Genomic DNA, 24,791 nt, shown 5'->3' with positions numbered 1-24,791 from the left:
GCCTGGAGCGGAACAGATCCTGCTCTCCCGTCTCGCGCTTCTCGCGTGGCTTGGACATTCGCCGTCCCCTCGATTCGCCGCCGCCGAACCGAGTGAATCACGCTCCGCAGCACAAGGGAATCGCAAACCGAATTGCAGGAAAACAGCGCTCATAAACCGCCAATCCCGCAATTCCAAAGCCGCTATCCGCCTCAATCAACATGCCAGATCAATGGCTTGCGGATAGTTCACGGTCGACTCCAGACGAAGCAGGCTTACAGGCAACGACCTGCGAAGGATTGGCCGCGATTGGGCGTTGAATGCGCCATAGAGATACCGCTAGGTGCTCCAGCCTTGAACAAAGTCACTTTGAAGGGAGCCGATCTTCTTAGGCAACGCGCTTCCGACGCATGTAAGCCCGAGATAGGTCGCGGCACGGGTTGCGCCCACATAGAGAAATTTGTCGAACAGCTCGGGGCGCAGTGTCGCCAAGGTGTCGATGCCAACAAAAAACACGGCTTCAAATTCCAGGCCTTTGATGTGCTGAACATCGAAAATCCTGATGTCGCTGTCCTGCCCAACAGACTGGCCTTTGTAGCACGCGATCACGTTGAGATTCTGATCTGCAAGCGCAGTTTTCAATCTATCGGCAAGTGGCCCAACTTCCGCCTCGTCATTCACCAGGATTGCGACGGAAGGGAGGGGCTTCGTCAACCGCTCGATCTCAATGATGCGAGCGGCAAGCCACGATACGGTCTCATCACGCCCAGTGAGGTCAACGCCCAGGACTGGAGCCCAACCGTCGTTCTCGACGTTTTTAGGGAGAACCGCTTCGACAGTCTCGCCGGAACACAGACGGACAATCTCCGATGCCAAGCGATTGAGCTGCCGCGTGTGACGGTATGAAACCTGGATCGGCTTGAGGTCGATTTTGGGGAAAGCCCAACGCATCTCGTCGGCACTCCTGCTTCCCCAACTTGTTATCCTCTGATTGAAATCGCCGCAGGCAAAAAATGACTGAATAGCCGGATTGCTGAGTGCGCCCATACAGGCAAGCGTTATCGGCGAAAAATCTGTTGCCTCATCGACCATGATCTGATTGCGAACGACGCTCTGAAAGTCCTTTAGAATGCCGTAAGCCGGCTGATCGATATTGCGTCGAACTGTGCGGTCCTGGACCAGGCTCGACGCCGTACGCATCGTACACAACAACAGGATATCCACCTCTTGAGGGTCGACATCACTCACGGGAATAGGAGCTGCGACATACCAGGCACCTTCCGACTGGCGCAGACGCCGGAACCGACGATACCTTGCCGGTATGCCGTTCAAGTATCTCCGGATAGGATTGGTGAACTTTCGGAGCGCCGTCTGGATTTGCAGGCTCTCGCCTATCGCACGGAGCTCGTCCTCGGATAAAGTGCGGTCGCCTATCCATTCCGCAATACGGCCAGATCGCGTGGTTCGGCCCAATGTACGTCGACCAAAGCGCGCCCGGGCCTGGCTGCGCAGATTTCGCATATAGGCTGCCGCAGTTGCCGCCATGCGCGGACGAGGTGCCTGGTTCTGGACATCTTCGTCCTCGTCGCCGTCTTGCTCGTCATTGTCGTCGTCGGGCGTATTGAGCCCGTCGATAAATGCCGCCAGGCCTTCGAGAAATTTTCGGTCCTGATTGACCTGGGTATTGAGGCGCCGCCGCAACGCGGTGTCGGTTTCTTCCCTCATGCTGGAGAGGAAACCTTCAACGTCAGAGGAAACGCTCACCAGTTCCAGTAAGGCGCGAGGAAGCGAAATGGTAGGCGCTTCCGCGACGGCTTCTCTAAGCCTCCGCCCGAGGCGCGCGGTTTCCGAGTTTCCATTCTTTTCAAGGAGGTCGGCTGCACCGCCTAAATCCTCCCAGTAGTCGCCGGCCTGCCAGCTTACAAAATCCTCATACCAAGCTGTTTGCCTGTTGAGCACGTCAGGAAGGACATAGGATTCACCTTCCTTCATGATGAAAGGTCCGCCGCCGTCAGAAGCTTTGAGGATGCGAAACCTGTTTCGCGCCAGGCCTTGCCGAAAGCTTGACCATGTCGCGATCTTCTGGTCGGGCGCAGCAATGTTTTCGCGCGCGAAGGCCTCCTTGAGATACTGCTTGAGCAGGTCCGTGGGAGTGAACATCAGCCAACTGTGAGAGTGATCCACGGCATTGTCGGCACTGCTGTTGTCGGTCAAGCGCCGTTCATCGTCATCAAGATAGATACGATCGACCTTCTGTCCCAAACGCCGGATCAAGGTCGTGGTCTTGCCCGTGCCGGGCGGTCCTATAATCAGCAACTGAGTGTTGAGGGGCAACCGGAAAATCTCGTCCTGATAGCGATCCAGGATCGGTTGGTCACGCAGGCCCATCTTCGTGACGACACTGCGCCGGATGCCTTCAATGATGTTGGTTGCTTGCTCATCGATAGCCAAAATACTGTCGAGGATGGAGCTATCTTCCCCGACGGCAATATGCACGGCGAGTGCATCGAGCATGGAGATGACGGTAATGGGCCCGTAGGATTCGCCCTCCAGAATGGAGTTACGCGAGTCCCACTGGCCCTGGCGCTGATGAGGATGAAGGATCGCCTTCTCGATGATCTCGACAGACTGAACGCCACCAGGGGTTCGGATATCGAAATCGTCGCCCACATCCAAGGACGCCAGCCGGCCCATCAACGAATTGCGTCCAGCGAAGCGTTTGTCTCCGCCGGGTCTTCCTGAAGCCGTTCCACGGCAGATGTAATAGATGACGATCTTTCCATCGTCCTGGCGTGCTACCACCCTGGCGATGGCCGGTTCTTTGGCGAGCAGTTCGAGAGCACGGCGGTTTGCGCTGTCGACGTTGCCCAGGGCCTTGACGGCTTCGCCTGACGTAAAGGTGTTCACGCTGGCGAGCGCCGTCGGGCCGGTGGAGTAGGGCTCGCCAAGCGCCGAACGTGCGTCCTTGGAAATTCTCTCGAAAACGTCGAGGCTTTCGCTCGAAACCCGTTCGATCTGATCCTGGTAGTTCGTGACCATTCCCATCTCCCTGCCGATTGTTCTTATTCTTTAATTGGGCTGCTATGTGCAACCAAATACGGAAGCGAGAACCGTAAAATATTATATGGAAAGCTGCGCCCAGTGCCGCCTAACCTTTGCAGGCGTCATTGCTGGCTAAATGTAGTGCCGAAACGATAGCGGTTTCGACCCCACGCCCGGTATCGCGGTCAAGATTTCCCCGATGTCGTCGGCAAATCGGAGAGTGTCCGGCTAACCGTCGCTGAAAAGGCACGCATTGAAGTTCAGCTTCGTCAGAGCGAGAACATCAGCCAGCACCTGATGGAGCCGCGTGTCACCAAAAACAATGAGCACCTTCAAGGGCGTTGGAACCTCTCAAAATGCGTTGCGATGGTCGATCTCAAGCGCCAGGCCCCGCAAAACTGCACGCCGCCTTTGCGAAAAAGCTTGAGGTCATTCGGCTTGGTAATCTGGATGCCGGAAATAGTCGTTCCCGCCGGAACCGCGCTGCGGAAGCCCTCACTCTCCGCACCATTGAACCGGGTGCGGCCGTGGATAAAAATCTCCTGCGGCGGCTTGCCGTGCCCACTGATGTACCTGTCAGCGCAGCGGCTGACGATCTCCGCAAATCCCGATCGGCAGAGATGTCATTGTGACCGAAATTGGGGACAGTGCCGCGGCGCCGCATCAAAGCGCGCGTGACCACCTGGATTATCATCGCCAAGGCGGCCGCTCGGTTCCCGCCAAACACCTTTTACCTGGACCTGCTGCGGCAAAGACTGACGCGTCCGGTTATAGACGCACTTATAGCGTGTGAAAAGGTCCCGCACTACTTTTCGTCGTGATGACTATGACAGTGTGTGGGTGCTAAGGTTTTCTGCCACTGAAGAACGGTGGACTTTCGCGGCGGAGCGGCAGCGTCTGCTCCCGGGGGACAAGCGATGACATTGCCCGAGTCTCAGGAAAAACATTGCCCCAAATGCCAAAGTGTCATTCCGCTGACAGCCGTGGTCTGTCCCGTTTGCAACGGGCCACGTGTTGCGCTTTGGGTCGCTGCACAACACAACACCGGACCGCTCTGTGCCTGAGATCACAATTCGAGGCAGCGAACGGCCTTTCCAGGCCAAGAACGCGGCGGCTTGACCGGCTGGCTGATCGTTGCGCTTGTTGGGATGTGTTGCTTCATTTGGTTTAGAGGATCGACAATTTCAGCTCAGCCGGCCACAGCGAGTATTGCGATGACCTCCGTAGCTGTGACGTCAAACTCATCAAGAGGGAAATCATCCTTGACGAATGGCCAGCGTTAGCTGGATGACGCCATATGTACTGCCGGGGTTCATACCTATTTTTATTTGAAGTTGCCGCCCGAATACGTGGAGCAGCAGGGTCAATGGTTCTCATTTAAAAGCGAGTTGGGACAAATTTACAATTGCTCGATCGGCAATGGCCGGAGTTCGCTGAATTGGGTCAACAGAGACGGTGCAACGATGCAGTCCAATTCGGCGACATTCACAATCGCCAACGATGTGCTGACAGTCTCCGACACGTTTCAGGAAGAGACATTTGATCTATCTTCTTCACCTTGGCGATTGTTGTCCCAAAGATACACGGATCCTGGCTGAGACATCCACAAGCGCCTGTCGCTCATCGGCGTCGCCCAACTTGGCCGTTCTGGTGATGGCGGTGTCGATAGCGCGGTCAACGAACACCTCTCGGCCCGGATCGCGTTTACGTGCAGACCGAGCGGCCAAGCGACATGCTGAAAAGTAACACTCTGGGCGCCCCCTTCTCTGCCTCGGATTCGCGCCGACTTCACCCGGTTATCGAGCGGCAGCCGATGCCGGTGCTCGCCTTAGCCATAGTCCTGCACAACTGCCACGTGATAGTCTTTGAGCCGTCGGGCAAAGGATGAACGTTCAGCTTATTTCCCTTCCACTACATCCCTGAGTTCTTCCACCATGAGCATGGGTTTGCGGTGTAGCATCTGGTGACAGTTTGAGGAGACCGCCCGAAGGTCGCTCAATCGCGTCTTTTCGCCGGGCCGTATTTCTGCCACGGGCTTCGTATGGTGGCATTCGATGAAGCCAATGCCGCGCTCCTTATAAGTTCTCTCGAAATCAAAGCCGCAAACCGTGCATGCGAATGAAGTCAGGCTCGCCTTGAAAGCGGCGACCAGTTGCGGCTTCCGTTCAATGGCCCAATGAAGCCTGAGCCTGCGTGCGCCTTCTTCTTCGGAACGCTCACCCTCTCTTCCACTAGCATCTGCTCCTAGCTTCGTGATCGCCCTGAACTGCTCTTCGGACAAGTTGTACGAAGTTACCATCCTTTGCCGGCCGGGCTCGAAAATGTTTGGCGGTATTGGTAGCGACTCCCGGAATACGACAATCCGATCTTTTGGGACCGCCCAAGCGAAAGTACACAAAATCGCTTCGGATGGAGTTCTCTATCTGGGTAAGTGTTTGGTTCATGTATCGATGGGCAACCTGATTGATTTTGGCGAGTTCGAAAACATCAATCGCCATCTGCTCCACCGCTGAGGCTGACGGAGCGGCGGGTTTATCAAGTAATATGGCTCCGTCGTAATAGCCTGCCGCTCGCCACCCGCCAGCATCGAAGGTCGCTAGGACCAGGCCAAATCTCTGGCCCTCATATTTCTTGGCAGGAAGCGCTACCGTGTAGCCGACGACCTGTCCATCGATCGCGAAATCAATATTGAAATTCCAGTCCTCGTGCCCGAACCCGTGTTCATGAACGTAGCTGCCGACCCCCTTCTGGCTCAATCTGCCGCGTGACGGCTTCTGAATTGGGTGCGATCCTGTGTAGCTTGTATTCCATATTATCCCTCCAAAATGGTAGTTGCTGCGATTAGCCTAAGATGAACCATCTCAGTGCCCTCAGCCTCCGCATTGGCGCAGGGTCGTAGCGGAGTCGGTGCATATGGGCAGCTTAGAACCGCCTCGTATTCTGCAATCTCCGCTTGACCAAGAAACCACCCGTTGTAAGCCTGCCATCTCAAAAATGGTGAGCTCTGAAAGCGTAAACGTTGAGTCCAGAACCACGTCGCATTCTGCTATAGGCAAGCAGGGTATATTATCTGACGCTCCATGAGTCAGTTGCCGCGTTGACATCAAAATCTGTCGCTTTGGCAGTTAACTGTAAGAAAGCAGTAGTTTCGACCATGATTGGCATATAATTTAGGAATATTGAAGTTCGGATTCTCGAATTTCAATCGTATTTTCCGAAAGCCTTGAACCATTGAATTCCATAAGACGTTTTCGAGAAATACTAGCCCGATAAGGTGTTGACGTTGATTCTCAAATTAAATGCCAATGGCCGGGCTCCATCATCAAATTAAGTGCACATTCTCAAATTAGGTGTATAGCTAACATACTGAAAGCGTTGACAAGCAACTCTCATCATTAACTGCAAAGCGACAGTGCTGCGGCCCGCGCTTAGTGCTCTCTCCCGCATCGGTTCAGAGTGTACCCGTTGTCAATGAGAGAGGCGGGCGCGAAAGCCAGAACTCCTGACAAATAATAGCCGCGAACATCGTTTTGTTGAGGCCGACTCTTTGCAGTCCGTCCCTCACATCATTATAACGCTTGAACACATCGCGTCGGCCGGCGCGTTAAATACCGGCGATATGGGGGGGATTAATGGCTGGTGAAGAAGCTGCACCATGTCGCCATCGGGGGGCACCGCCGGAGGAGGTGGTAAATCGCGTTGCCGAAATCGTCAGCGGCATCGCCGATGACCCGCAGTACCTTTATCAGCGAGGACTCTCGGCGGGCGAGTTTAGATTGGCCCTCCCTGCCGCGATCGAGAAGCTTCGCGGCAGCACGGCCGCCAGCAATGCCGATCGGCGTGACTTTCTGGGTATGATCTTCGATCATATGTTGGCTGTGGGCGCGATAGCCAGTGTGGTTCGCCCAGTCTACGGAAAGGATACGGTTTACCAACTGGCCGTGCCTGACATTGGTAACGTAGCCATCATCCAGAAGGGGTGTCCCGACGGCGCTCACAGCAGCGTTGCATGGTCTGTTCCCTCATGGGCGGTCGAGACCTACCTTTGGTGGTTGTGCCCGAGTCTGGCCTCGGAACCCGGAGAACATGTTTTCAAAGGGGTCAACCGACTCCGCCGTCGCTTTTTCTCGGATGCACCAGATACGCTTGATGGCATCATCTTCCACAATGACCTCTGCGGGTCAGACCTTCGACCGTGTCCGAAGATGGGCCGGGCAGTGGAGATTGGCGGAAACCGCATTCCTCCTCCGTGTATCTGGATCATGCCGGAGCGGGGCCAAGGACCTGACTTCAACTGGCACGGTCGCCGCCAACGGCGATTCCCGGCAGTTCTGCTCTCTTCGTTCAATGTCGATGCAGGCAATGCAAGTGTTTTGACCGGGTACATCGGGTTTCACCAAGGCGTCCGCGGCATCAGGACCACAGTCGCCTCCCGGTTTGGTCCGGGACGGTTGACCACCTTCAGGAGCTAAAAATGATGAACCCTGTGTTAGATCAGGAACGAGTCCAACACCTTGTCGCGCGCCAGAGCTCGTCGAAACGACGCGCGCTGCTGGCCGCCTGGTCGCGGCCAGATCGCGAACTGCCGCTGGTGGACCTGGAGGTGACGTGGGTGCGGCTCTCCACTCTGAACCACCGGACTAAGGCTGAACAGATGCGAGAGATTGAGACGAAGGGGCGCCCAGACCTGTTTTCGGCGGACCCGATGGGGTCGGAAGCACAAGCGGCACAGCTTCGTATCCTGAAATCTCAGCCGGGCTTCTATGATCTCAAGGCTGATCTGAGAGAACGTGGTCAGCAGGAGCCGGCCGTAGCTACTGCGGAGGGCGTTCTTGTAAACGGCAACCGTAGGTCCGCTGCGCTTCGTAGCCTCTATTTAGACAATCAGCATGCGCCTTCTCGATATGTCCGCTGCCTCGTCCTTCCGGCCGATGCGACCATGGATGAACTGGTCGATCTCGAGACTGAGCTGCAGATCGCACGTGACTTCCGCGAAGACTATTCGTGGGTCAATGAAGCGCTCTTGATCGAGGAACTGTTCAACCGCGAAGCCCAGAACTGGGATCGAGTCGCGGCGAGGATGCACAAGGATGTACCCAAGGTTCGGGCGCAGTATGAAAAGCTGCAGCAGCTGCATCAGCTGGTGGCACTGTCAGACGGCACTCGCCACCACGCCGACTTTGATGAGAACGAGTCGGCTTTTGAGGAACTCACTAGGCACATCCGAACTAAGCCTAAGGCTGAGGCCAATTCCGTTCGGGGCGCCTACTTCCTTGGCACGCTGACCGGGGTCAACTACCGCGATCTTCGCCACCTTCAGCGGCCGGATGCCGCCGCACTAGTCAGGCAGGAATTGGAATCGGATCCGACAATCGCACCGCTGCTTTGTGCCATCAGGCATGATGTGCCCAACAATGGCGGCGATGTTCTCGATGACGCCCTCGGTGATGCAGCACAGGAAGAGGACCTTTCCGATATCCTCGCCTTCTTCGCGCGCAAGCGCAGCGAAGAGATAGTGACTCTCGCAGATGGCAAGAGCGCTGTCGTATCCGATCTAATTGCTTCCGTAGGGGCTGCCATCGCCGTCGCGGCACAGGAAGCCGATGAGGATTCTAAGGACGCAAAGGCGCTCGTGGCTCCATTGAGCCGTCTTGCCGCCGCCAAGGAGCAGGTTGGCCGCGCAGCTGCTGCGCTTGAACGGGCGCGTAGCTTTGACGGATGGAATGAAGCCGACTTCCAAACCAAGGTGGCCGCGCTCAAGGCCGAAGTGAGCAAGCTCGAGGCACGCGGATGATCCGTGCCGAGCTCTATCGGCAGGACCGTCCGACGGTCGTCGTCGATCGCTTGGACGATACGAATCCTGGTGCCTGGGCCCGGCTGCAGGAAGCCTTTGCACGCGGCATCCTCACTGGATCGGCACGGCAGTCAGTGGTGCACCCGGATGTGTTCATGGCGGAACTCGATGTCCTGCGCGACATTCGGGCAGTGTTTGCAGAGCGGGTTGAGTTAGGACCGACCCTCACATCACAGTTGCGATTAATGGCTGATGATCGCCGTGCCCGTTCCGTGGCGATCGAAGCCGGTGAGGCAAGCGAAACCGAGCTTGAGGCCCTCGCGGCCGAGCTTGAGGCCGCCGGGTTCAAAAGGAATTTGAAGCCCTTTCAACTGAGAAATCTCGCCCGCCTCATGCGTCTGCCGCATGCTGCGGACTTTTCGGTTCCTGGAGCGGGTAAGACGACGGTGGCGCTGGCGGCATTTGCTTTGGGTCGCGCTCGAGGAAGTATCGACCGTCTTATGGTCGTTGCGCCAATCGCCGCCTTCGGAGCCTGGGATGAGGATGCAGTCGCTTGCTTCAAAAAGCCACCGCGCGTTGTAATCTTTGGGGGTCCCGAAACAATTATCCCGCAAGACACGGAGATCCTGCTCTCAAATTACAATCGCGTCGCAAGCGATTATGACATTATCAGAGCCTTCGTGGCGAATGGGGCTACCAAGGTTGTGCTCGACGAAGCCCATCGTGTGAAGCGCGGCGCTTCGGGGGTGCATGGTCGTGCTGTGTTGGATTTGGCCTATGCGGCTCATCGCCGAGACGTGCTAACTGGTACGCCGGCCCCCCAAGGCGCGCACGATCTAGTGGCTCTGGTGAAGTTCCTATACCCGGGCCAGGATCGCCAGATTCTTCCGAGGTCTGCTTACATCGAAAGGCTGGGGCGCGATCCGAATGTTCTCGGCGAGACTCACGCAGCGATTACGCGGTACTTCGTTCGAACTCCCAAGAGCGAGCTGGAGCTGCCTCCCATAACGTTCGAGGTTATCCGCAGACAAATGGGACCCATTCAAAGCGCGATCTATGATACGCTCGTGGGTCGCTACCGCGCCACTTTTTCGCTTCCCGACCGCGGTCGGCACGAGATGCAGCGCCTTGGCCGCATAGTAATGTACCTGCTCGAGGCCGCGACAAACCCCATGCTGTTAACGGCCGGTTCGGATGAGAGTGATGATCCAGGATTCCTTCACCCGCCGCTCGAGTTGTCGAGCAGCGAGCCGCTCGTCAACCTGCTACAAAGCTACAAAAACTTTGAGACGCCGTGGAAATACCAACAAGTGCTTTCCATTGTAGCGGCAGCAGCCGAACGCGGCGAGAAGGTCCTGATCTGGTCCAACTTCGTGCGCAACCTAAAGGTGTTGGCTCGAATGCTTGCGCAATATCAGCCGGCAATAGTGCATGGAGGGGTTCCCTCCGACGACGGTGCTCCCCCTGGCGACCTAACGCGCGAGAATGAATTTCGGCGGTTCCGACATGATGCCCACTGCGTTGCGCTCCTGGCAAATCCTGCAGCCTGCGGCGAGGGCATCAGCCTCCATCACTGGTGTCACAACGCTGTGTTCCTGGATAGGACGTTCAATGCGGGCCACTTCCTGCAGAGCCAGGATCGCATTCACAGGCTTGGGCTGTCGGCGGATGTAAAAACGCGCTTCACGCTACTCATCAGCTCGAACACCATCGACAATACGGTTGACGGAAGGCTTCACGACAAGGTCAGGGCGCTTTCCCGTTTGATGGATGATCCCGGCCTAGTCCAGATCTCACTACCTTCTCCAGATGAGGGCGAAGGCGGTGCACCTGCGTTCGAGGATGATTGGCAGGCCGTAGCCGCACACGTCGGAACCATAGATGTATGAGTTGCCAAGTCGCGGACGCTGTCATGCTGCCTTCCTGCTGGCCTACAGTGCGCGGCTGAGGCCTTCAGGTGACTTCAACTCTTGGGTGATATCCGCGAGCGGGAAGTCGACCATCATGGCCGCCTCAACTGACGTCCTAGGTACCGCGAGGCTGCTCGTAGATATCAACCTCGCTAGCATAACCGATGTCGTCGCGATCAATCCCGTACTTGCCGCTTTCGACAGCAAGGCTGATCGACATAGTCTGTTGGGCATTGCCCGTCTCTTGCTGCAGAGATGCCCTCTGGCGTGGATTGGAGCTGCAATTGTCGACGGGCGTCTGGCCCCAGAATTCATTCCCGACAGTGACCTAGAAGCCCTTTCCTGGCTTGGGCCGGACCTGGAACCGCTGCTCGTCGAAATACATCATCGGCTAACACGTGCGTCCTTTGACGAGCGCAGAAAGATGCTCGGCAATGCTGGCGAACTCGCAATCATGTCGGCCCTTCGTTATGAGAGATACTCACCGGTGCATGTGGCGCTCCTCTCTGATTGGTACGGCTACGACATTGAGAACCGTCGGGCCTCTGCTACCGAGCGCTTGGAGGTGAAGGCGTGCGTAAGAGCCACCGCAGACCGTGTATTCGTGTCGCGCAACGAATTCGACAAAGCAGCAAAGTTCGGGTCCGAATGGCGACTCATTCAGGTGATATTTTCGTCAAGTGTAATGGTGGAACGAACCATCATAGCCGCTCATGTAGAGGAGGTCCGTGAACTTAGCAGCGGCGCGCTCCAAGCGTTGGCTCCTGATCCATCGCCGACGTTCCAATGGACCGATTCCGCTGAATTTCGCCCGACCCCCGATATGTGGATTCCAAGCGCACTGCGCGTGGATAACACCTTCTCACTGGAGTGTAGGTAAGATGTGCGCGCCTCGTTGTCGCTTGCGCGTCCGGAGAACTGTAAGACCATCCATCTGGAAAGACCGCACATTCATAAAAGGCCCCGGTGCCTAGCAGTGTGATAGCCCGGGAGCAGATGGAGCGACGCATCGAGCTCAAACTGCCGCGGCTGATCGAGTTGCTGTTGTCGCGGCCGCTGGTCTCCACCACCATGATCCAGAAGGAGCTCAAGGTGTCGCGACAGGGTGCCAATTTCGTTGCCGAGTTCACCCTGTCAACCTGCGCGAAATCACGGGAGGGCGCGATATCGGGCGTAGGGGTCGTTTGGCTATTCAGGTCGGATTTCATTGGTCTCCGTGGGCGCGAGATCGAGTGTCACGTGGCAACGTAGTAATCCTTGCTTTGCCTTGCCGGCGGCACGGCATGGGCCGTGATCAGACCGTCTCAGATGAATGAAGACCTTTTTTCGCTTTGGGCCAAGGTTTGCCGAAGACTGTCAGGAAAAGGGCATCTGTCGCATTCATATCGCCATGAGGCAGTTTTCGGCATCCGTCACCGTGAGCTCTACGCCAACTTTCGGATGCATTATCTGATTCCGCGCTGTGATCGCTGCGGAAAGTAAGGGCCACCATGCCCGATTTGTGTCGAATTGTTTGTGCAAAAAACGCCACAATAGAAATGCAGCCTTTCATCAATTGAACGGTATTTATGACGCAGTAAGATTATTGACGAACATGTTAGATCTTGAAACCGAGGTAAGAAAGGGAGTCAGCCACTCCGGGATTTTTAAGAAGCATGCTTGCCCAGGAAGTCGGCGAGTCGGCGAGCAAGGCGGTCCGCGTCTTTCATCTCGCATTCCCAGATCACTAGGACCCGCCATCCGTCGGCCTCGATCGCTGCGACGCTCGCGGCATCGCGCTCGACGTTCCTCGCGATCTTCGCCGACCAGTATTCCCGGTTCTTTTTCGGCATACGCGCGCCGCGCTTGCACCCATGTCCGTGCCAGAAGCACCCATGTACGAAGATGACGGCCTGTCGCCGGGAGAACACCAAGTCGGGCTTCCCGGGCAAGTCCTTGCGGTGCAGCCTGAAGCGATAGCCGAGTGCGTGCGCGAGGCGGCGGACGGCCATCTCCGGTTTTGTGCCGGTTGACCGGACCAAGGACATTTGTCGGCTTCTGGCAGGATCAACGTTCGCAGTCATGGAAAATTCATGGTGAGCATGTTACGGATGAGAACAAACCGTAAACCATTTTCGGCGTGGGGTATGCTAGCATTACGCGCGAATCACGGGGAGATCATGCGGACATTTTATGAGTTTTTCGCCGGCGGAGGGATGGCGCGTGCCGGACTTGGTCCAGAGTGGCAGTGTGCCTTCGCTAACGATTTCGATGTAAAAAAAGGCCTGACGTATCAGGTCAACTGGGGGACCGGCGGCGAGCTGACTATCGGTGATATTCGCCAAGTCAAGATCGACAAGCTCCCCGGCACTGCCGACTTAGCTTGGGGGTCATTCCCCTGTCAGGATCTGTCGCTTGCCGGAGGCGGCGCTGGATTGAAAGGCGAGCGTTCGGGAACCTTCTATCCGTTCTGGACGATTATGAACGGCCTGATCGCAGAGGCCCGCGGTCCGAAGATCATCGCGCTGGAAAACGTTAACGGGACTCTGACCAGCCACGGAGGCGCTGACTTCGTGGCGATCGCCGAGACTTTCGCGAAAGCGGGCTACCGCTATGGCGCTATGGTCATCGACGCAAAACTTTTTGTCCCGCAGAGTCGCCCAAGGCTCTTCGTCATCGGCGTCCGGGGGGATTTCGAGGTGCACGAGGCCATGCTATCGCCGGAGCCGGTGGCGCCCTTCCATTCCCGCGGCCTTCAAAACGCGGTCGCAAGGATTCCTGCAAAGGCGCGGAAGCGGTGGCTGTGGTGGAATCTTCCTTCTCCGCCTGTCCGCAACACATGCTTCGCCGACCTCGTCGAAGAAAATCCCTCGAGCGTCGAATGGCACACCACGGAACAGACCGCGCGGCTGATCGCCCAGATGTCTCCGGTGAATATCGCGAAGCTTGAGGCCGCGAAGCGGGCCGGGCGCCGCATGGTGGGGACCGTCTACAAGCGGACGAGACCGCAGAATCCTAACGGGAAAGCTGTAAGAGCGGAAGTGCGCTTCGACGAGATCGCGGGCTGCCTGCGCACACCGACGGGAGGGTCGTCCCGGCAGACGATCATGGTCGTGGACGGCGCCCGTGTCCGGTCGCGCTTGATCAGCGCGAGGGAGACCGCACGGCTCATGGGACTTCCGGACGACTACAAGTTGCCTCGCGCATACAATGAAGGCTACCACCTTACAGGGGACGGGGTGGCAGTTCCGGTCGTTCGCTTTCTGGCGCAGCACCTGTTCGAGCCGGTCCTCCGAGCGACCGAGGGACAACATGGCGAAACTCCCGAACAGCACAACAGACAGCACGAAAACACCGCCGCTCGAAACGGACGAGCTGCGTAAGGCCATTCGGAAATTCTTCCGCGAAACTCTCTACGACGACCCCTCGGGTGAGAAGCGTCCCGTCGGCAGCTATCGCTGGGGAGTATACGCGTTCTACGACTACGACGGGGAGCCGATCTACGTCGGCCAGACCAAGGAGAAGGTTTCCGGCCGCGTCGGGCGCCACCTCACGAACCAGCGCACCGACGCTGTGGCGATGTCGGTGTTGGACCCTTTTGAGGTGGCGGAGATACAGGTCTGGCCACTGCCGCAGTTCGAGGCCGTGGGGTCGAAGCACTCTGACTTTAAAACGGCGAATGCGCACCTAAACGCGCTCGAGCACCTTGTCTTCACTCGGCTACGCAACGAGAGCAAGTTCAAGGCGATCCTGAATGAGAAGGACCCGCCGGCGCCGACTGTAGAAATCACCGAGCCGCCTTCCATGCGTGGTTCGATTGTCTCCGACCGGATCCAGGAGTTGCGCGGCCATCCGGACACCCGTTTGGCACGTCGGGCGCTCATCGTGTCCAAGCTGTCGCAGGTCATCTCCGAACGCGAGGTAAAGATGGGCCTTCGACGTGTGCTCGTGACCCAGACTAGGCGCATGAACTGGCTGGCGGAAAGACGCTTCGAGAAACTCGGCGGCGAGAGCCTAGTAGAGGAAGGAGCCGAGGACGAAGAGGACACAAAGGGAGACTTGGACGGGGACGGAACTGCGATTCCACACTGACGAACTGAGTGCATCGCGTCGAAAGTGGGTTAAACATAAACAACAATTATGCGCGATGCCCTTGGTCACCGTCGGCGTCGGGTCATCTGCGTCAGGGGAATTGGGCGACATCGACCTTAGCGACGTCGCCGATCGTCAATCTCGCCGCCCAAGTTAGCGGCGTAGCCCGCCGCTTTTCTCGGATCAAGGCGAATAGGCAAGACCACACCCAATCCGGCCCGCGCCATCCCGCCCCGCAAAAAATTCATAAAATGCGCCAACATGCATTGCGTCTCTCTCGCCGGCATTGTCGTCAAACAACACTGAAGTGTTTACTAAAAACTGTGGGGCAGCTTGCTTAGATAGTATCCTGAAGGTTCTGCAAAAAGCTCTGGAGAGAGAACAGCCCTTACTCTGAGGCGAGGGGCGGCCATGGCACGCTGGTGACGTTGCGATCACCGATTCCCGTGGAAGGGCAAGTGCCATGACCAAGCGAGACGTTAGACTGAGCAGAGGCGAGTTGAAAGCGTTGCTGTTGTCAGATGAGGACGCCTTTCGCAGAGTTTTGCAGACTGTCGTGCAGGAGGCTTGGAAGCCGAGATGACGGAGGCGATCGGGGCCGAGAAAGGCGAGCGAACGGCGGAGCGGGTTGGTTACCGGTCCGGCTATTATGAGCGCAAGCTTGTGACGCGGGTTGGGGTCCTGGAACTTCGCTTTCCGCAGGATCGGGTCGGCCGGTTCTCCTTGTTCGAGTGCTACCAGCGCTCGGAGAAGGAACTGGTATCGGCGCTGGTCGAGATGTACGTGCAAGGCGTGTCAACCCGCAAGGTCAAGGCGATCACCGAAGAGCTGTGCGGCCATTCCTTTTCGGCCTCGACGGTGAGCGAGGCGACGGCGCGGCTGGATGAGGCGCTGAAGGCGTTATTTGAGCAGCGGCTTGCCGAACCTTATCCATGTAGCGGTGGCAGTCACAGTTCGAATCATCCCAAGCTATCACTTTGGACGATCCCAGATTCTTGTTTTGTTCGCAATGCCCGGTGCCGCCACGAGGTATCCTCGTGCGTCAACTGTACGTGCACGGGTTTGAGTTGGGGCTAACCCAGCTTAGGGAAAAGACCGTATCTGCCTTCACCGTCCACGCCGGTAAAGGTCTCAATTTTGGCTAGAGGCCGAATTCCGTTCGGGGGGTCGGAATTCTCAATTATGATGATCTGCGCCAGGTCTTTCAGGCCAGCGAGATGTTCATAGAAGTGCGTCGCAAGGCTTGTTTTCTTAAGTTCTTCCTCGTCGGCTGAAAGCTCGCCGTGCTTGCTCTTCATCGGCTCGCGATATGTGAGAAGCGGTGTGTCTAGAACCAAAAAGCCGGGATGTGGCAAATCTCGGCGCCGGCAGAAGAGAAGCACCGCAACATTGAATGCGGCATGCAAGATGGCCCGGACGCCTTTTCCGTTCGCCGACCTGGGCTTACCTCCGATGGTAACATCGTTCGTTTCAATATCGAACTGCGCGCGGTCGGCTTGTGGAAATTTCCAAGCCGTCAATACTTCTCGCACGACCTCTCCGAATGTGTAGGCAATTGTGCTATCCACACCCACGTCGAGTTTGTCTGCCTTGCCCTCAGAAACCTTCTTCGATCTGGGATCGACGAACCACGAGACGGTCCCTTCTCTCGTAAAGGTCTTCCGCTCGATCAAGCCGTGCCTTGGTGGCAGAGAGTTCTTCGTAGAGGTGACGTGCAGCGATTTCTTTGGGCCGAGCGTCCTCTATTCTTTTCCCAGCACGATCAATCTCGTCCGACAACTTTGCAGACCTGCTTCGCAAGCCCGTTGCCTCGGCCTCAAGCGATGTTATCGTCTGACCTAGTTCACGCTGCTCAATCTGAATCTTCCTCACCTCGGCGGCAGCAGCCCTGTGAGCAAGGGCGATCTCATCTGCGGCATGATTGTGCCGCTGGACCGCAGGCGGCGCCCCGCAGACCGGACAATCGCGTTCCGCCATAGTGACCAGTATGAATCCGCCCTCCTCCAAAGCCTGTAGCCGGGCAATGTCGGACTTGTAGACCTCACTAAGACGGCCGAAGCGCTGCAGCGTCACTTCGAGTTCCGTAAATCGAGGAACCAGGTCGCGTTGGGTTTCCACAAGCTGCCGACGCTCGGTCACAAGGCTGTCAAGATTGTTTTGAGCCTGACGCAAGTTGTCATGCAGGGAGCCTAGGGATCCTTCGATCTTTCTGATCTGTTCGGTGAGCTCCTCACGCGTCGGCCCACCCTCGCCAATCTCCTCATCAAGTTGAGCGATCATCTCATCGACCAACTCAACCTTTGCAGTTCGGGCGACACTTTTCTCCTTTTTACCTGCAACGGTAACAGCCGCGCCATCGTCGTTGCCGGTTAGAAGCAGACGGAACAAGTTCCGTTCAAACGTCCGCTGACTGGGAATTCCAGAATAGAGGACGGGACTTCTCTCGGAAATGATGTCTTCCTCCGACACAACGACGTACGGAGATAGCAAGCGGATCGAGAGAGTATCTTTTTCCGCGTTCGCGCTTTTGACGATTACCTTGTTCGCAAGGCCAAGCGTCTCCAGGAGGAAATATGAAACGTTGTCGCTTCGCTTGGCGTCGAATTTACCTTGAAGGATGGCCCCCGCCGCAGAGGGTGTATTCTTGATCATCCCATCGTGCACACGGAACGCGCCGCCCTTTGTAGCCCGATAAAGTGTGACGTCTCGGGCGCTAGAGAGCGTCAGTCCTAGCCAAACAGCATCGTAGTGCGTGATTTCCTCAGTTTTGGGCAATTCCTTGGTCGCTGCCAGCATGAAGTTTAGCGCCTTGGTCGTAAACGACTTGCCGGTGTTGGAGGCTCCGTAAACTATGTTGAGGCCATCGTTGAACGACAGTTCAGCCGGCGCGACTGATGGTCCTGTGAAAACCAGGTGACGAATCGTGATGCCGCTCGCCATTATGCGCTACTGCCGGTGGGGGCGTGATCTGCGCGGAATTCGGCGGTCCAGCGGCCGATCTTGGCCTCAATCACAGCTTTGATTTCGACCGTCGCCATTCCAGCAAAGCGCTGGGCAATCCAGCGGGCACGCTCTTTGAGTGCCATCGAATAGTCGGACTGAAGCAGGTCTAGGTAGGTTGGCGCATCTTCGCTGGCGACAAACGTGACGCCAAGGTCTGTTTCCACGACGTCAACGAGATGCACCTGCTGCATGATGCGCAAGCTCTTCTCCACCAGCTGACGACGAACGAAGAGTTCACCGGTGCGATTCGGCAAGTCCGGATGGAGACTGGGGGGCACGTCCTCTCCATCGAGGTCAGCCGTATGAACGACCAAGTGGTCCAGCCAAGTCATTTCGATCAGATCACACTGACGCGGATAAAATGCTTCCAACAGCATCACCGCTCGGATGCCGGTCTCGAGGGTGCTGTTGAAAGGATGACTCGGTTGCCGTCCCTCGCTGATCACTTCCACGGAAGCCGCCCCTCATTCGCGAAATGATGACAGGTACCTTGTTTGACCTGCACCCGCGCGTGGCGTCGTAACACCCCGGAAGCTTGGATGGTAGCCGCCTGCGACAGCACCCTTGTCACACGATCCAGGCCGTCACCGTTGGACTCCGTGTAGACATCCGAAACCCCGTGATAAACCTCATCCTTGAACGTCGAAAGATAGTCCGGAGGGGTCGAGTCACGATAATAACGATCGAACTCGGCCGCGTCGAAGTACCGAGTTCGCTGATCACGCAAATGGGTGCCCCACCGAGCGTCCTGTAGAACCGCAGCCGGGTTCTCGAACTTTGATCCGGCGCGCTCGCCATAAATATCGACCAGCTGACTGATGTAAGCAGATTCGTGATCTTGCAGCTGGTCAGGTGCCACGCCAAGCGGCGAAGGTCCCGGATCATCGTTGAACCATTTCACGAGCACAGTCTTCGCGTGGCTGTCATCGACGAGACGGACGGCGTCCAGAGAATACCTGGGTAAAGTCGAAAGCATTTATTGCCGAGCGGATCTCCTCGCTCAAAGGGACGGTTGCATTCTCGACCAACTCCCCGGCTATGTCGGTGGCCCACCGATCGAGGAAGGCCTGCCTGAAGCGTTCCGGATGTGCAATGAAGGCCTGAACGTTGCGCACAACCCCTCGAGGGGCGACGAACGTATAGGAGCGCGGCAGCGTGTACTCACCCTTCGCTGCGTGCATGAAGATTTTGCCCAGCTCAACAAACGCCGCCTTTTCCGATAGACGGGCACCGAGTTGCTTGCACTGGAAGTTGTCCCAAGGGCCTTCATGCCGCTGATCTGTGACGTAAGCCACGACATCGCGTCCCATATCGCCGGTGCCGGACCAACGCTCGTGTGAGTTGTAGTCCTTCGTACGGTTCGCAAGCCAATCGTTGACAAAGGCTTCGAGACGTTCGTTGGGCAATGCGGTGAGCTGGACGGCGTAGTTTGGGCGCAAGATATCGCTCTAGGTTCGAAACGGCGGAGCAAGGTTCGCCGTTCCTTGTTCAATTGACAAGCCAGCGCACAATACATGCCCGATAAAAATCCAATGGGCATCATTTGCCAGTCCGGTCAAAGCTTATTCGCAAGAGGTCAAAGTTACATCAACAAGCAAACAAATCAGGCTGGCATTCATCGGGTTTGTCACGTACCCACCCGGCCCGCAGACGGGAATATTCCTCATCGAAACGCTCGCGCTCGAAGAACCAGATGCGCATCAGCGGATAGATGCGCTCATCGTATAAGGGGCCAACACGTACAACAAGTCGCTGTGCCTTCCCTCCCGGTTGATCAGTGCGCCATCGGTGGCGATGTCGAGGTGAAGCCTATCCGTCCGCGACCTGTGGCGAGCAGGGACCGGATCAGGGGGTTGGTGCTCTTGCCCGGATCCGCGATCAGGCCGGCGCAGTCGTAGACCCGTCCGGCCCGAATCTCCTCAAGCGCGGCCATCAGGACGCAGCTGGCACCGCCGCCGATGATTCGCAAGGGACCTGATCGGAGCCGTGCCGGCAGTCGGGTCCCGATACGCGGAAATGGCGGCTGTCATGATCGCGCGGGTCTCCCTGGCGGCCCCACAAACTATTATGTGTTGGCGTAACGCTTTGAGGTTGAATGCCCGATGCGAAGGTAGCTCAGGCGGTCGCCTTTTGCGGCCAGCTGAACGTATTTTCCGGGCGCGGCAAACCGAAATGGTCCCTCAGCGTTGGCCCGTCATAGTCGTGCCGGAAAAGTCCGCGCTTGCGCAAGAGCGGCACCACTTCCTCGGCGAATATGTCGAACCCGCCCTGCAGATACGGCGGCATGATATTGAAGCCGTCCGCGGCGCCATTGTCGAACCATTCCTGGATCTTGTCGGCGATCTGTTCAGGCGTCCCGGCCTGGACCCAATGGCCGCGCGCCCCGGCGAGGCGGTGGAGCAACTGGCGGATTGTTGGATTCTCGCGCTCGATGATGTCGAGTACGACGTGGAAGCGGCTGCTCGCACCGCGCTCGCCCTCGACGCGGATAAGCTCGCGCGGAAATGGCCCGTCCAGATCGTAGCTGGAAAGGTCGGCGTCTACGATGCGGCGTAGCTGGTGAAGGGAATATTCCGGCTGCGTCAGCTCATTGAAGTCGTCATGCAGCGCGCGGGCTTCCGCCTCGGTTGAACCGATGAAGGGGCTGATGCCGGGCAAGACCTTGACGTGGTCAGGGTTGCGGCCAACCGACTTCACGCGCGCTTTGATGTCAGAATAAAATTCCTGCGCGTTGCCGAGTGTCTGATGTGCTGTAAATATCGCCTCGGCATAGCGGCTCGCGAATGACCGTCCGTCTTCGGACGAACCTGCCTGGACGTAGACCGGACGCCCCTGCGGCGAGCGCGGAAGCGTGAGCGGTCCCTTCACCCGATGGTATTTGCCGATGTGGTTGATTGGGTGGATCTTGTCGGTGTCGGCAAAGATTCCGGACTCCCTGTCCGAGACGAGCGCGTCGTCCTCCCAACTGTCCCAGAGCTTCGTCACCACATCAACGAACTCGCCGGCGCGCTCGTAACGATCGGCGTGGGTTGGATGTCGGTCAAAGCCGAAATTCAAAGCTGCGGACGCATCGCCCGTCGTGACGATGTTCCAGCCGGCGCGCCCGCCGCTCAAATGATCGAAAGAAGCAAACAGCCGGGCCAGGTTGTAGGGTTCGTTGTAGGTGGTCGAAGCCGTGGCGATGAAGCCGATGCGTTCCGTCACAGCAGCGAGAGCCGAAATCCATGTCAGCGGCTCCAGTCTGAAGCGGCTTGCGTAGCGAATGTTGTCGGCAAGCGCGGGCCCATCGGCAAAGAACAGCGCGTCGAATTTGCTCGCCTCGGCCTTTTTCGCCAGTTCCTGATAATAGGAGATATCCAGCACTCTCTCAGGGGCGGAATCCTTGTAGCGCCAGCCGGCTTCATGATGGCCGCCAGGATAGATGAAAAGGTTGAGATTCAATTGTCGTTTTTCGGCGGGCATAGTTCGTCCTCCTGGGTGGTGATGCTGAGCGACAGATCTTGGGGGGCCGTTCAGACGGGCAACACAGGCTTTGTCTCGATACCGAGATGACGCAGAAGTTCGGAGCGGATCTCGCCGAACCGGCGATCGCCATGTTCGCGTGGGGTGGGAACATTGATTGCGATGTCGGCGACGATCGCGCCCTTGTCGAGCACCAAAACACGGTCCGCCAGCGTCACGGCTTCGTCCACGTCATGGGTGACCAGCAAAACGGCCGGCTGGTGACGGGCGCAGAGCTGGCGCAGCAGATCGTGCATGCGCAGGCGGGTCAGCGCGTCGAGCGCGCCGAACGGCTCGTCCGCCAGCAGCAGCTCAGGATCACGAACCAGCGAGCGCGCCAATGCCACCCGCTGCTGCTCGCCACCAGAGAGTTCAACTGGCCATGCGTTCTGGCGGCCGCTCAGGCCAACCTCTTCGAGAGCTACCCGTCTGCATTCGGCGGCGTCCGGCAGGTCGAGGCCAAGAACCACATTCTCCAGCACTCGTTTCCAGGGCAATAGTCGGGCATCCTGGAACACCACCGATTTCTTGTCGGGTGTTTCGAGCCGGCCGGAGCCGGAGACTTTGTCGTCGAGATCGGCGAGAGCGCGCAACAATGTACTCTTGCCCGACCCGCTACGGCCGAGAAGGGCGACGAACTCCCCCTTCTCGATGTCGAGGCTGAGGCCGTCGAGGATGGTTCGCGGCCCGAAACTTCTCACAAGGCTTTCGACCCGCACAACGGGCGCGCCGCTCAATCCGCCAAGGTGCGACGCCATGACAGCGACCTTTCCTGGAAGAAGCGGACGATGCCGTCGGAGACGAGCCCGAGCAATGCGTAGACGACGAGGCCGACGATGATGATGTCGGTCTGGCCGTAGTTGCGCGCGAGATCGATCATGTAGCCGATGCCGCTGGTGGCATTGACCTGTTCGACCACCACCAGAGACAGCCAGGCATAGGTCACCGCAAAGCGCAGGCCAAGGAAGAACCCTGGAAGGGCGCCGGGCAGGATGACCTCGCGGATGAATTCGCCGTAGCCCATTCGCAAGGTCTGGGCCAGTTCGACAAAACGGCTGTCTATGCTGCGCAAGCTGCTGTGGGTCTGGATATAGATCGGGATCAGGACAGCCAGCGCGATGGCCGTTACTTTCATGCCCTCGCCGATGCCGAACCACAGCATCAGCAGCGGGATCAGAGCGAGCGTCGGTATCGCCCGCTTGATCTGAACGGGGCCGTCGATAATGGCCTCGCCAAGCCGCGACAAACCTGAAATGAGAGCAAGGACGGTCCCGATCAGGACTCCGAACACCAGCCCCTGTGCCGCCCGCCAGGCAGACGTCATCAAATGATGCTGAAGCTTCTCTTCGGCGATGAGATCGATGGCGGTGCTGACAACCGACCAAGGCGCCGGCAGCGTTCTTGGATCGATCAGGCCGGCGATACTGCCGATGGACCAGATCACAAGAAGAAGTGCGGGCCCGATCAGCGCGCCAAACGGGATCGTTCGCCCAAGTGCGAGTCGCCTCGTCTCGGTCTTGCGGGGCTCGGCCGCAGGCGAAATCAGCCCCCTTTCATCCGTTGCGTAGGGAATGTTGGGTGCAACCGCAGCGGTGTTCGAGAATGCGTTCATCGGTGTCGTGTCCGGTCTCGGGAAGCAGGCGTCAGGAGGCGTTCAGCGCGTTTGTGGCGATCGCCTCGAAGCGCCTGTCGAACAGGTCCTCGGCCTTGATCGCGGGCTGTTCAACTCCTTGGCCAGGAGATCGATCGTCGCCTGCTGGCGCACGATCACGTCGTTCCAGTCGGCGGGGATGTCGAACTGACCATCCGTCGACCAGATACTGGCCATCTTCTGTGTTGAGGCCCTGGGTGGCGACGTAGTACCCCTCGATCCACTCCTTGGGATGCTCTTCCACCCAACGGGCGCCTAGCGCCCAGTAGCGCACATATTCGCCGAGAGCGGCGGCTTTGGCCGGGTCGTCAAGCACGGCTTGTGGGGCATAGAGATGGGCTGGATCATCGCGCAAGCCGTGCGGGATGGTGGCAGCGCCGTCGGCGCCATACTGGCGCAGATAGCGCTTGATGAGGACGCCCGAGATCGGCGCGACGTCGACTTGCTTGCCGGCAAGTGCCACTGGATAGGCGTCGCCTTTGCTGGGCAGTTCGATGAGATCTACATCCTCCTTTTCCAGGCCGGCGGCCTGCAGGACCCTCAACACCAGCGCGCCTTGTGCCTGACCGGGGCTGAAATCCGTTTGCCGCGCAAATCCGCGAGCGTCTTGACCTCGACTCCCGGTGCAATGCCGAGTTGATAGATCGGGTGCGCAACCGGATCATTGCGGAACTTCGCGGCAATGATCTTGACCTTGAGCCCCGTCCAGGTCGCGTGGATGGGTGGAATGTCGGCAACGGATCCGACGTCCAATGCGTTGGCGCGAAAGGCTTCGATTGTCTGTGGGCCGCCGCTGATATTGGCCCATTCGACCTCGAACGGCAGTTGATCGATCAGCCCCGATAATTCCAGCGCCCTTTGCGTCTCGGGATCGTCGATACGAAGCACAGTGCCCGCCGGGATTTTGGTCGGCAGCTTGCCCGCGTCCGGACTACCCGCCTGGGCAATGAGGGGGGAGGAATAAGCGGCCAATGTGACCGCAAAAGCGGTCACGAACCCACCAAACCTCCTTCTCGACAATTTCTCCACAGCAAATGTCATCGTCCTGCTCCAGTTTGGAATGGCTCCTACTTTCGCTGTGCAGTATGTCTACCAATTTTGTAGACTAAAAAGTATCGGCTGCTGTTCTTTGCCACCCGAAGGAAACGCTGTTCGTCTCCAATGCTTATTTGGAGCACGTGCCGCTCAACAAGAGGCGGGTTGGGGCGCGCAGAGCAGGTCGCGCTTCTAACCGATGCCAACTCGCATCGTCGCCAAAAGCGGTTCCAGTGGCCCTATGCGCCTTTGCAGCGAGCTTTGGCTTGGAACAGGACCCAGCGTGAAGCTGCCTAGCAGAAAAATCGCTTCGGCTCCGGTCGTGGAAGGAAAGGCACCTGTGGCCTGCGATGATTACCGGCCGATAGGAACGGCCGGGCTCGCAATCTGCTTTCTCTAACAGAGCGAGAGGCCGGCTTCGTAAGGACCGGAAGAGCTACTGTTTCCTTTTTGAAGGGTCCCCTGAAAAGTCTTCTGCCTAAACCTCATTATTGTGGTCCAGCTGTCGTATTTTCCAAGGTCATTGCAAGGTAGAGTGATAGCACCTTGCCGCCTGCGCGGCAGGGAAGGCCATTGCAGAGCCGGAACCACGGTAAGACGGCGCAGACCGTCAGGCTCTTCAAAAAACCATTCAGAGGGGATCGTCATCATTGATCCGGCGACTGGGAGGCTCGGCCGGTTGAAAAGAGGACGTTGGCAATGGGGCGGCCACGAGATAGCTGGGGTGATCCACGCCACGCACTTGCACGGATCACCTGCCAAAAATGGCGGATCGGTCCCGGAATCGAGCCGCCGCCGCGGGTTT

General features: G+C 57.8%; 19 protein-coding genes and 2 pseudogenes. 8 read left to right on the top strand and 13 right to left on the bottom strand.

All coding sequences use genetic code 11. The annotated features are described in order from the left end of the window. Positions 1–318: 318 nt before the first annotated feature. Complete coding sequence (locus EN859_RS21220; RefSeq protein WP_210211052.1) at positions 319–3,018, bottom strand: ATP-binding domain-containing protein; 2,700 nt, start codon at positions 3,016–3,018, stop codon at positions 319–321. 2,234 nt (positions 3,019–5,252) lie between these two features. Further along, positions 5,253–5,777, bottom strand: a complete 525-nt coding sequence (locus EN859_RS38245) for a hypothetical protein (protein ID WP_127855960.1) — start codon at positions 5,775–5,777, stop codon at positions 5,253–5,255. Positions 5,778–6,653: 876 nt separating this feature from the next. Between EN859_RS38245 and EN859_RS21210 the strand changes: the two genes are divergently transcribed. The 5 genes from EN859_RS21210 (at position 6,654) to EN859_RS21190 (ending at position 11,976) form a co-directional block, all read left to right on the top strand. Beyond that, on the top strand, positions 6,654–7,493 hold the full coding sequence (locus tag EN859_RS21210) for a hypothetical protein (protein ID WP_126038259.1): 840 nt from the start codon (positions 6,654–6,656) through the stop codon (positions 7,491–7,493). Between the two features lie 2 nt (positions 7,494–7,495). Beyond that, a complete protein-coding gene (locus EN859_RS21205) occupies positions 7,496–8,815 on the top strand; it encodes a ParB/RepB/Spo0J family partition protein (RefSeq protein ID WP_126038261.1) in 1,320 nt (439 codons plus the stop codon). After that, on the top strand, positions 8,812–10,704 hold the full coding sequence (locus EN859_RS21200) for a DEAD/DEAH box helicase (protein WP_126038264.1): 1,893 nt from the start codon (positions 8,812–8,814) through the stop codon (positions 10,702–10,704). Before EN859_RS21205 ends, EN859_RS21200 begins: the two co-directional genes overlap by 4 nt. After that, positions 10,697–11,605, top strand: coding sequence for a DUF3883 domain-containing protein (locus EN859_RS21195; protein WP_126038267.1), 909 nt, complete (start codon positions 10,697–10,699; stop codon positions 11,603–11,605). The genes EN859_RS21200 and EN859_RS21195 overlap by 8 nt, the downstream gene beginning before the upstream one ends. Positions 11,606–11,721: 116 nt before the next feature. Next, entirely contained in the window at positions 11,722–11,976 is a 255-nt protein-coding gene (locus EN859_RS21190) for a helix-turn-helix domain-containing protein (protein WP_126038270.1), read from the top strand. Between the two features lie 395 nt (positions 11,977–12,371). Here the strand turns inward: EN859_RS21190 and EN859_RS21185 are convergent, their stop codons facing one another. Then, the gene (locus EN859_RS21185; RefSeq protein ID WP_126038273.1) at positions 12,372–12,788 is read right to left on the bottom strand and encodes a very short patch repair endonuclease; all 417 of its coding nucleotides are present in this window, start codon (positions 12,786–12,788) and stop codon (positions 12,372–12,374) included. Between the two features lie 96 nt (positions 12,789–12,884). On the opposite strand from EN859_RS21185, the gene EN859_RS21180 reads away from it, so the two are divergent. From EN859_RS21180 to EN859_RS38725, 3 genes and pseudogenes are all read left to right on the top strand, one after another. Beyond that, positions 12,885–14,087, top strand: a complete 1,203-nt coding sequence (locus EN859_RS21180) for a DNA cytosine methyltransferase (RefSeq protein WP_126038276.1) — start codon at positions 12,885–12,887, stop codon at positions 14,085–14,087. After that, positions 14,017–14,796, top strand: a complete 780-nt coding sequence (locus tag EN859_RS21175) for a GIY-YIG nuclease family protein (RefSeq protein ID WP_095482962.1) — start codon at positions 14,017–14,019, stop codon at positions 14,794–14,796. The genes EN859_RS21180 and EN859_RS21175 overlap by 71 nt, the downstream gene beginning before the upstream one ends. Positions 14,797–15,259: 463 nt before the next feature. Beyond that, positions 15,260–15,726: pseudogene (locus EN859_RS38725) on the top strand (transposase); the annotation flags it as partial. Positions 15,727–15,869: 143 nt separating this feature from the next. Here EN859_RS38725 and EN859_RS38720 read toward each other — a convergent pair. From EN859_RS38720 to EN859_RS21130, 10 genes and pseudogenes are all read right to left on the bottom strand, one after another. After that, positions 15,870–16,328 carry a hypothetical protein gene (locus EN859_RS38720; protein ID WP_210211968.1) on the bottom strand — a complete coding sequence of 153 codons (459 nt, stop codon included), beginning with the start codon at positions 16,326–16,328 and terminating at the stop codon, positions 15,870–15,872. A gap of 64 nt (positions 16,329–16,392) precedes the next feature. After that, positions 16,393–17,736, bottom strand: coding sequence for a hypothetical protein (locus EN859_RS21165; protein WP_210211054.1), 1,344 nt, complete (start codon positions 17,734–17,736; stop codon positions 16,393–16,395). Further along, on the bottom strand, positions 17,736–18,251 hold the full coding sequence (locus EN859_RS21160) for an ABC-three component system middle component 2 (RefSeq protein ID WP_245455134.1): 516 nt from the start codon (positions 18,249–18,251) through the stop codon (positions 17,736–17,738). Before EN859_RS21160 ends, EN859_RS21165 begins: the two co-directional genes overlap by 1 nt. Next, the gene (locus EN859_RS38715) at positions 18,242–18,700 is read right to left on the bottom strand and encodes an ABC-three component system protein (RefSeq protein ID WP_210211055.1); all 459 of its coding nucleotides are present in this window, start codon (positions 18,698–18,700) and stop codon (positions 18,242–18,244) included. Before EN859_RS38715 ends, EN859_RS21160 begins: the two co-directional genes overlap by 10 nt. A gap of 22 nt (positions 18,701–18,722) precedes the next feature. Then, entirely contained in the window at positions 18,723–19,238 is a 516-nt protein-coding gene (locus tag EN859_RS38710) for a hypothetical protein (RefSeq protein ID WP_210211056.1), read from the bottom strand. Between the two features lie 335 nt (positions 19,239–19,573). Further along, positions 19,574–19,768, bottom strand: a complete 195-nt coding sequence (locus EN859_RS21150) for a hypothetical protein (RefSeq protein WP_126038282.1) — start codon at positions 19,766–19,768, stop codon at positions 19,574–19,576. Positions 19,769–19,914: 146 nt separating this feature from the next. Further along, complete coding sequence (locus EN859_RS21145; RefSeq protein ID WP_126038285.1) at positions 19,915–21,261, bottom strand: LLM class flavin-dependent oxidoreductase; 1,347 nt, start codon at positions 21,259–21,261, stop codon at positions 19,915–19,917. A 50-nt stretch (positions 21,262–21,311) separates the two neighbouring features. Continuing rightward, positions 21,312–22,058, bottom strand: coding sequence for an ABC transporter ATP-binding protein (locus tag EN859_RS21140; protein WP_126038288.1), 747 nt, complete (start codon positions 22,056–22,058; stop codon positions 21,312–21,314). Continuing rightward, positions 22,034–22,912: an ABC transporter permease gene (locus EN859_RS21135; RefSeq protein ID WP_126038292.1), complete on the bottom strand. Its 879-nt coding sequence runs from the start codon at positions 22,910–22,912 to the stop codon at positions 22,034–22,036. The genes EN859_RS21140 and EN859_RS21135 overlap by 25 nt, the downstream gene beginning before the upstream one ends. A gap of 31 nt (positions 22,913–22,943) precedes the next feature. Further along, positions 22,944–23,992 (bottom strand): annotated as a pseudogene (locus tag EN859_RS21130) (ABC transporter substrate-binding protein). Between the last annotated feature and the right edge of the window lie 799 nt (positions 23,993–24,791).

The sequence above is a fragment of the Mesorhizobium sp. M00.F.Ca.ET.216.01.1.1 genome (assembly GCF_004010325.2).
Taxonomy (GTDB): Bacteria; Pseudomonadota; Alphaproteobacteria; order Rhizobiales; family Rhizobiaceae; genus Mesorhizobium.
This window is presented reverse-complemented; position numbering and strand designations above follow the sequence as displayed.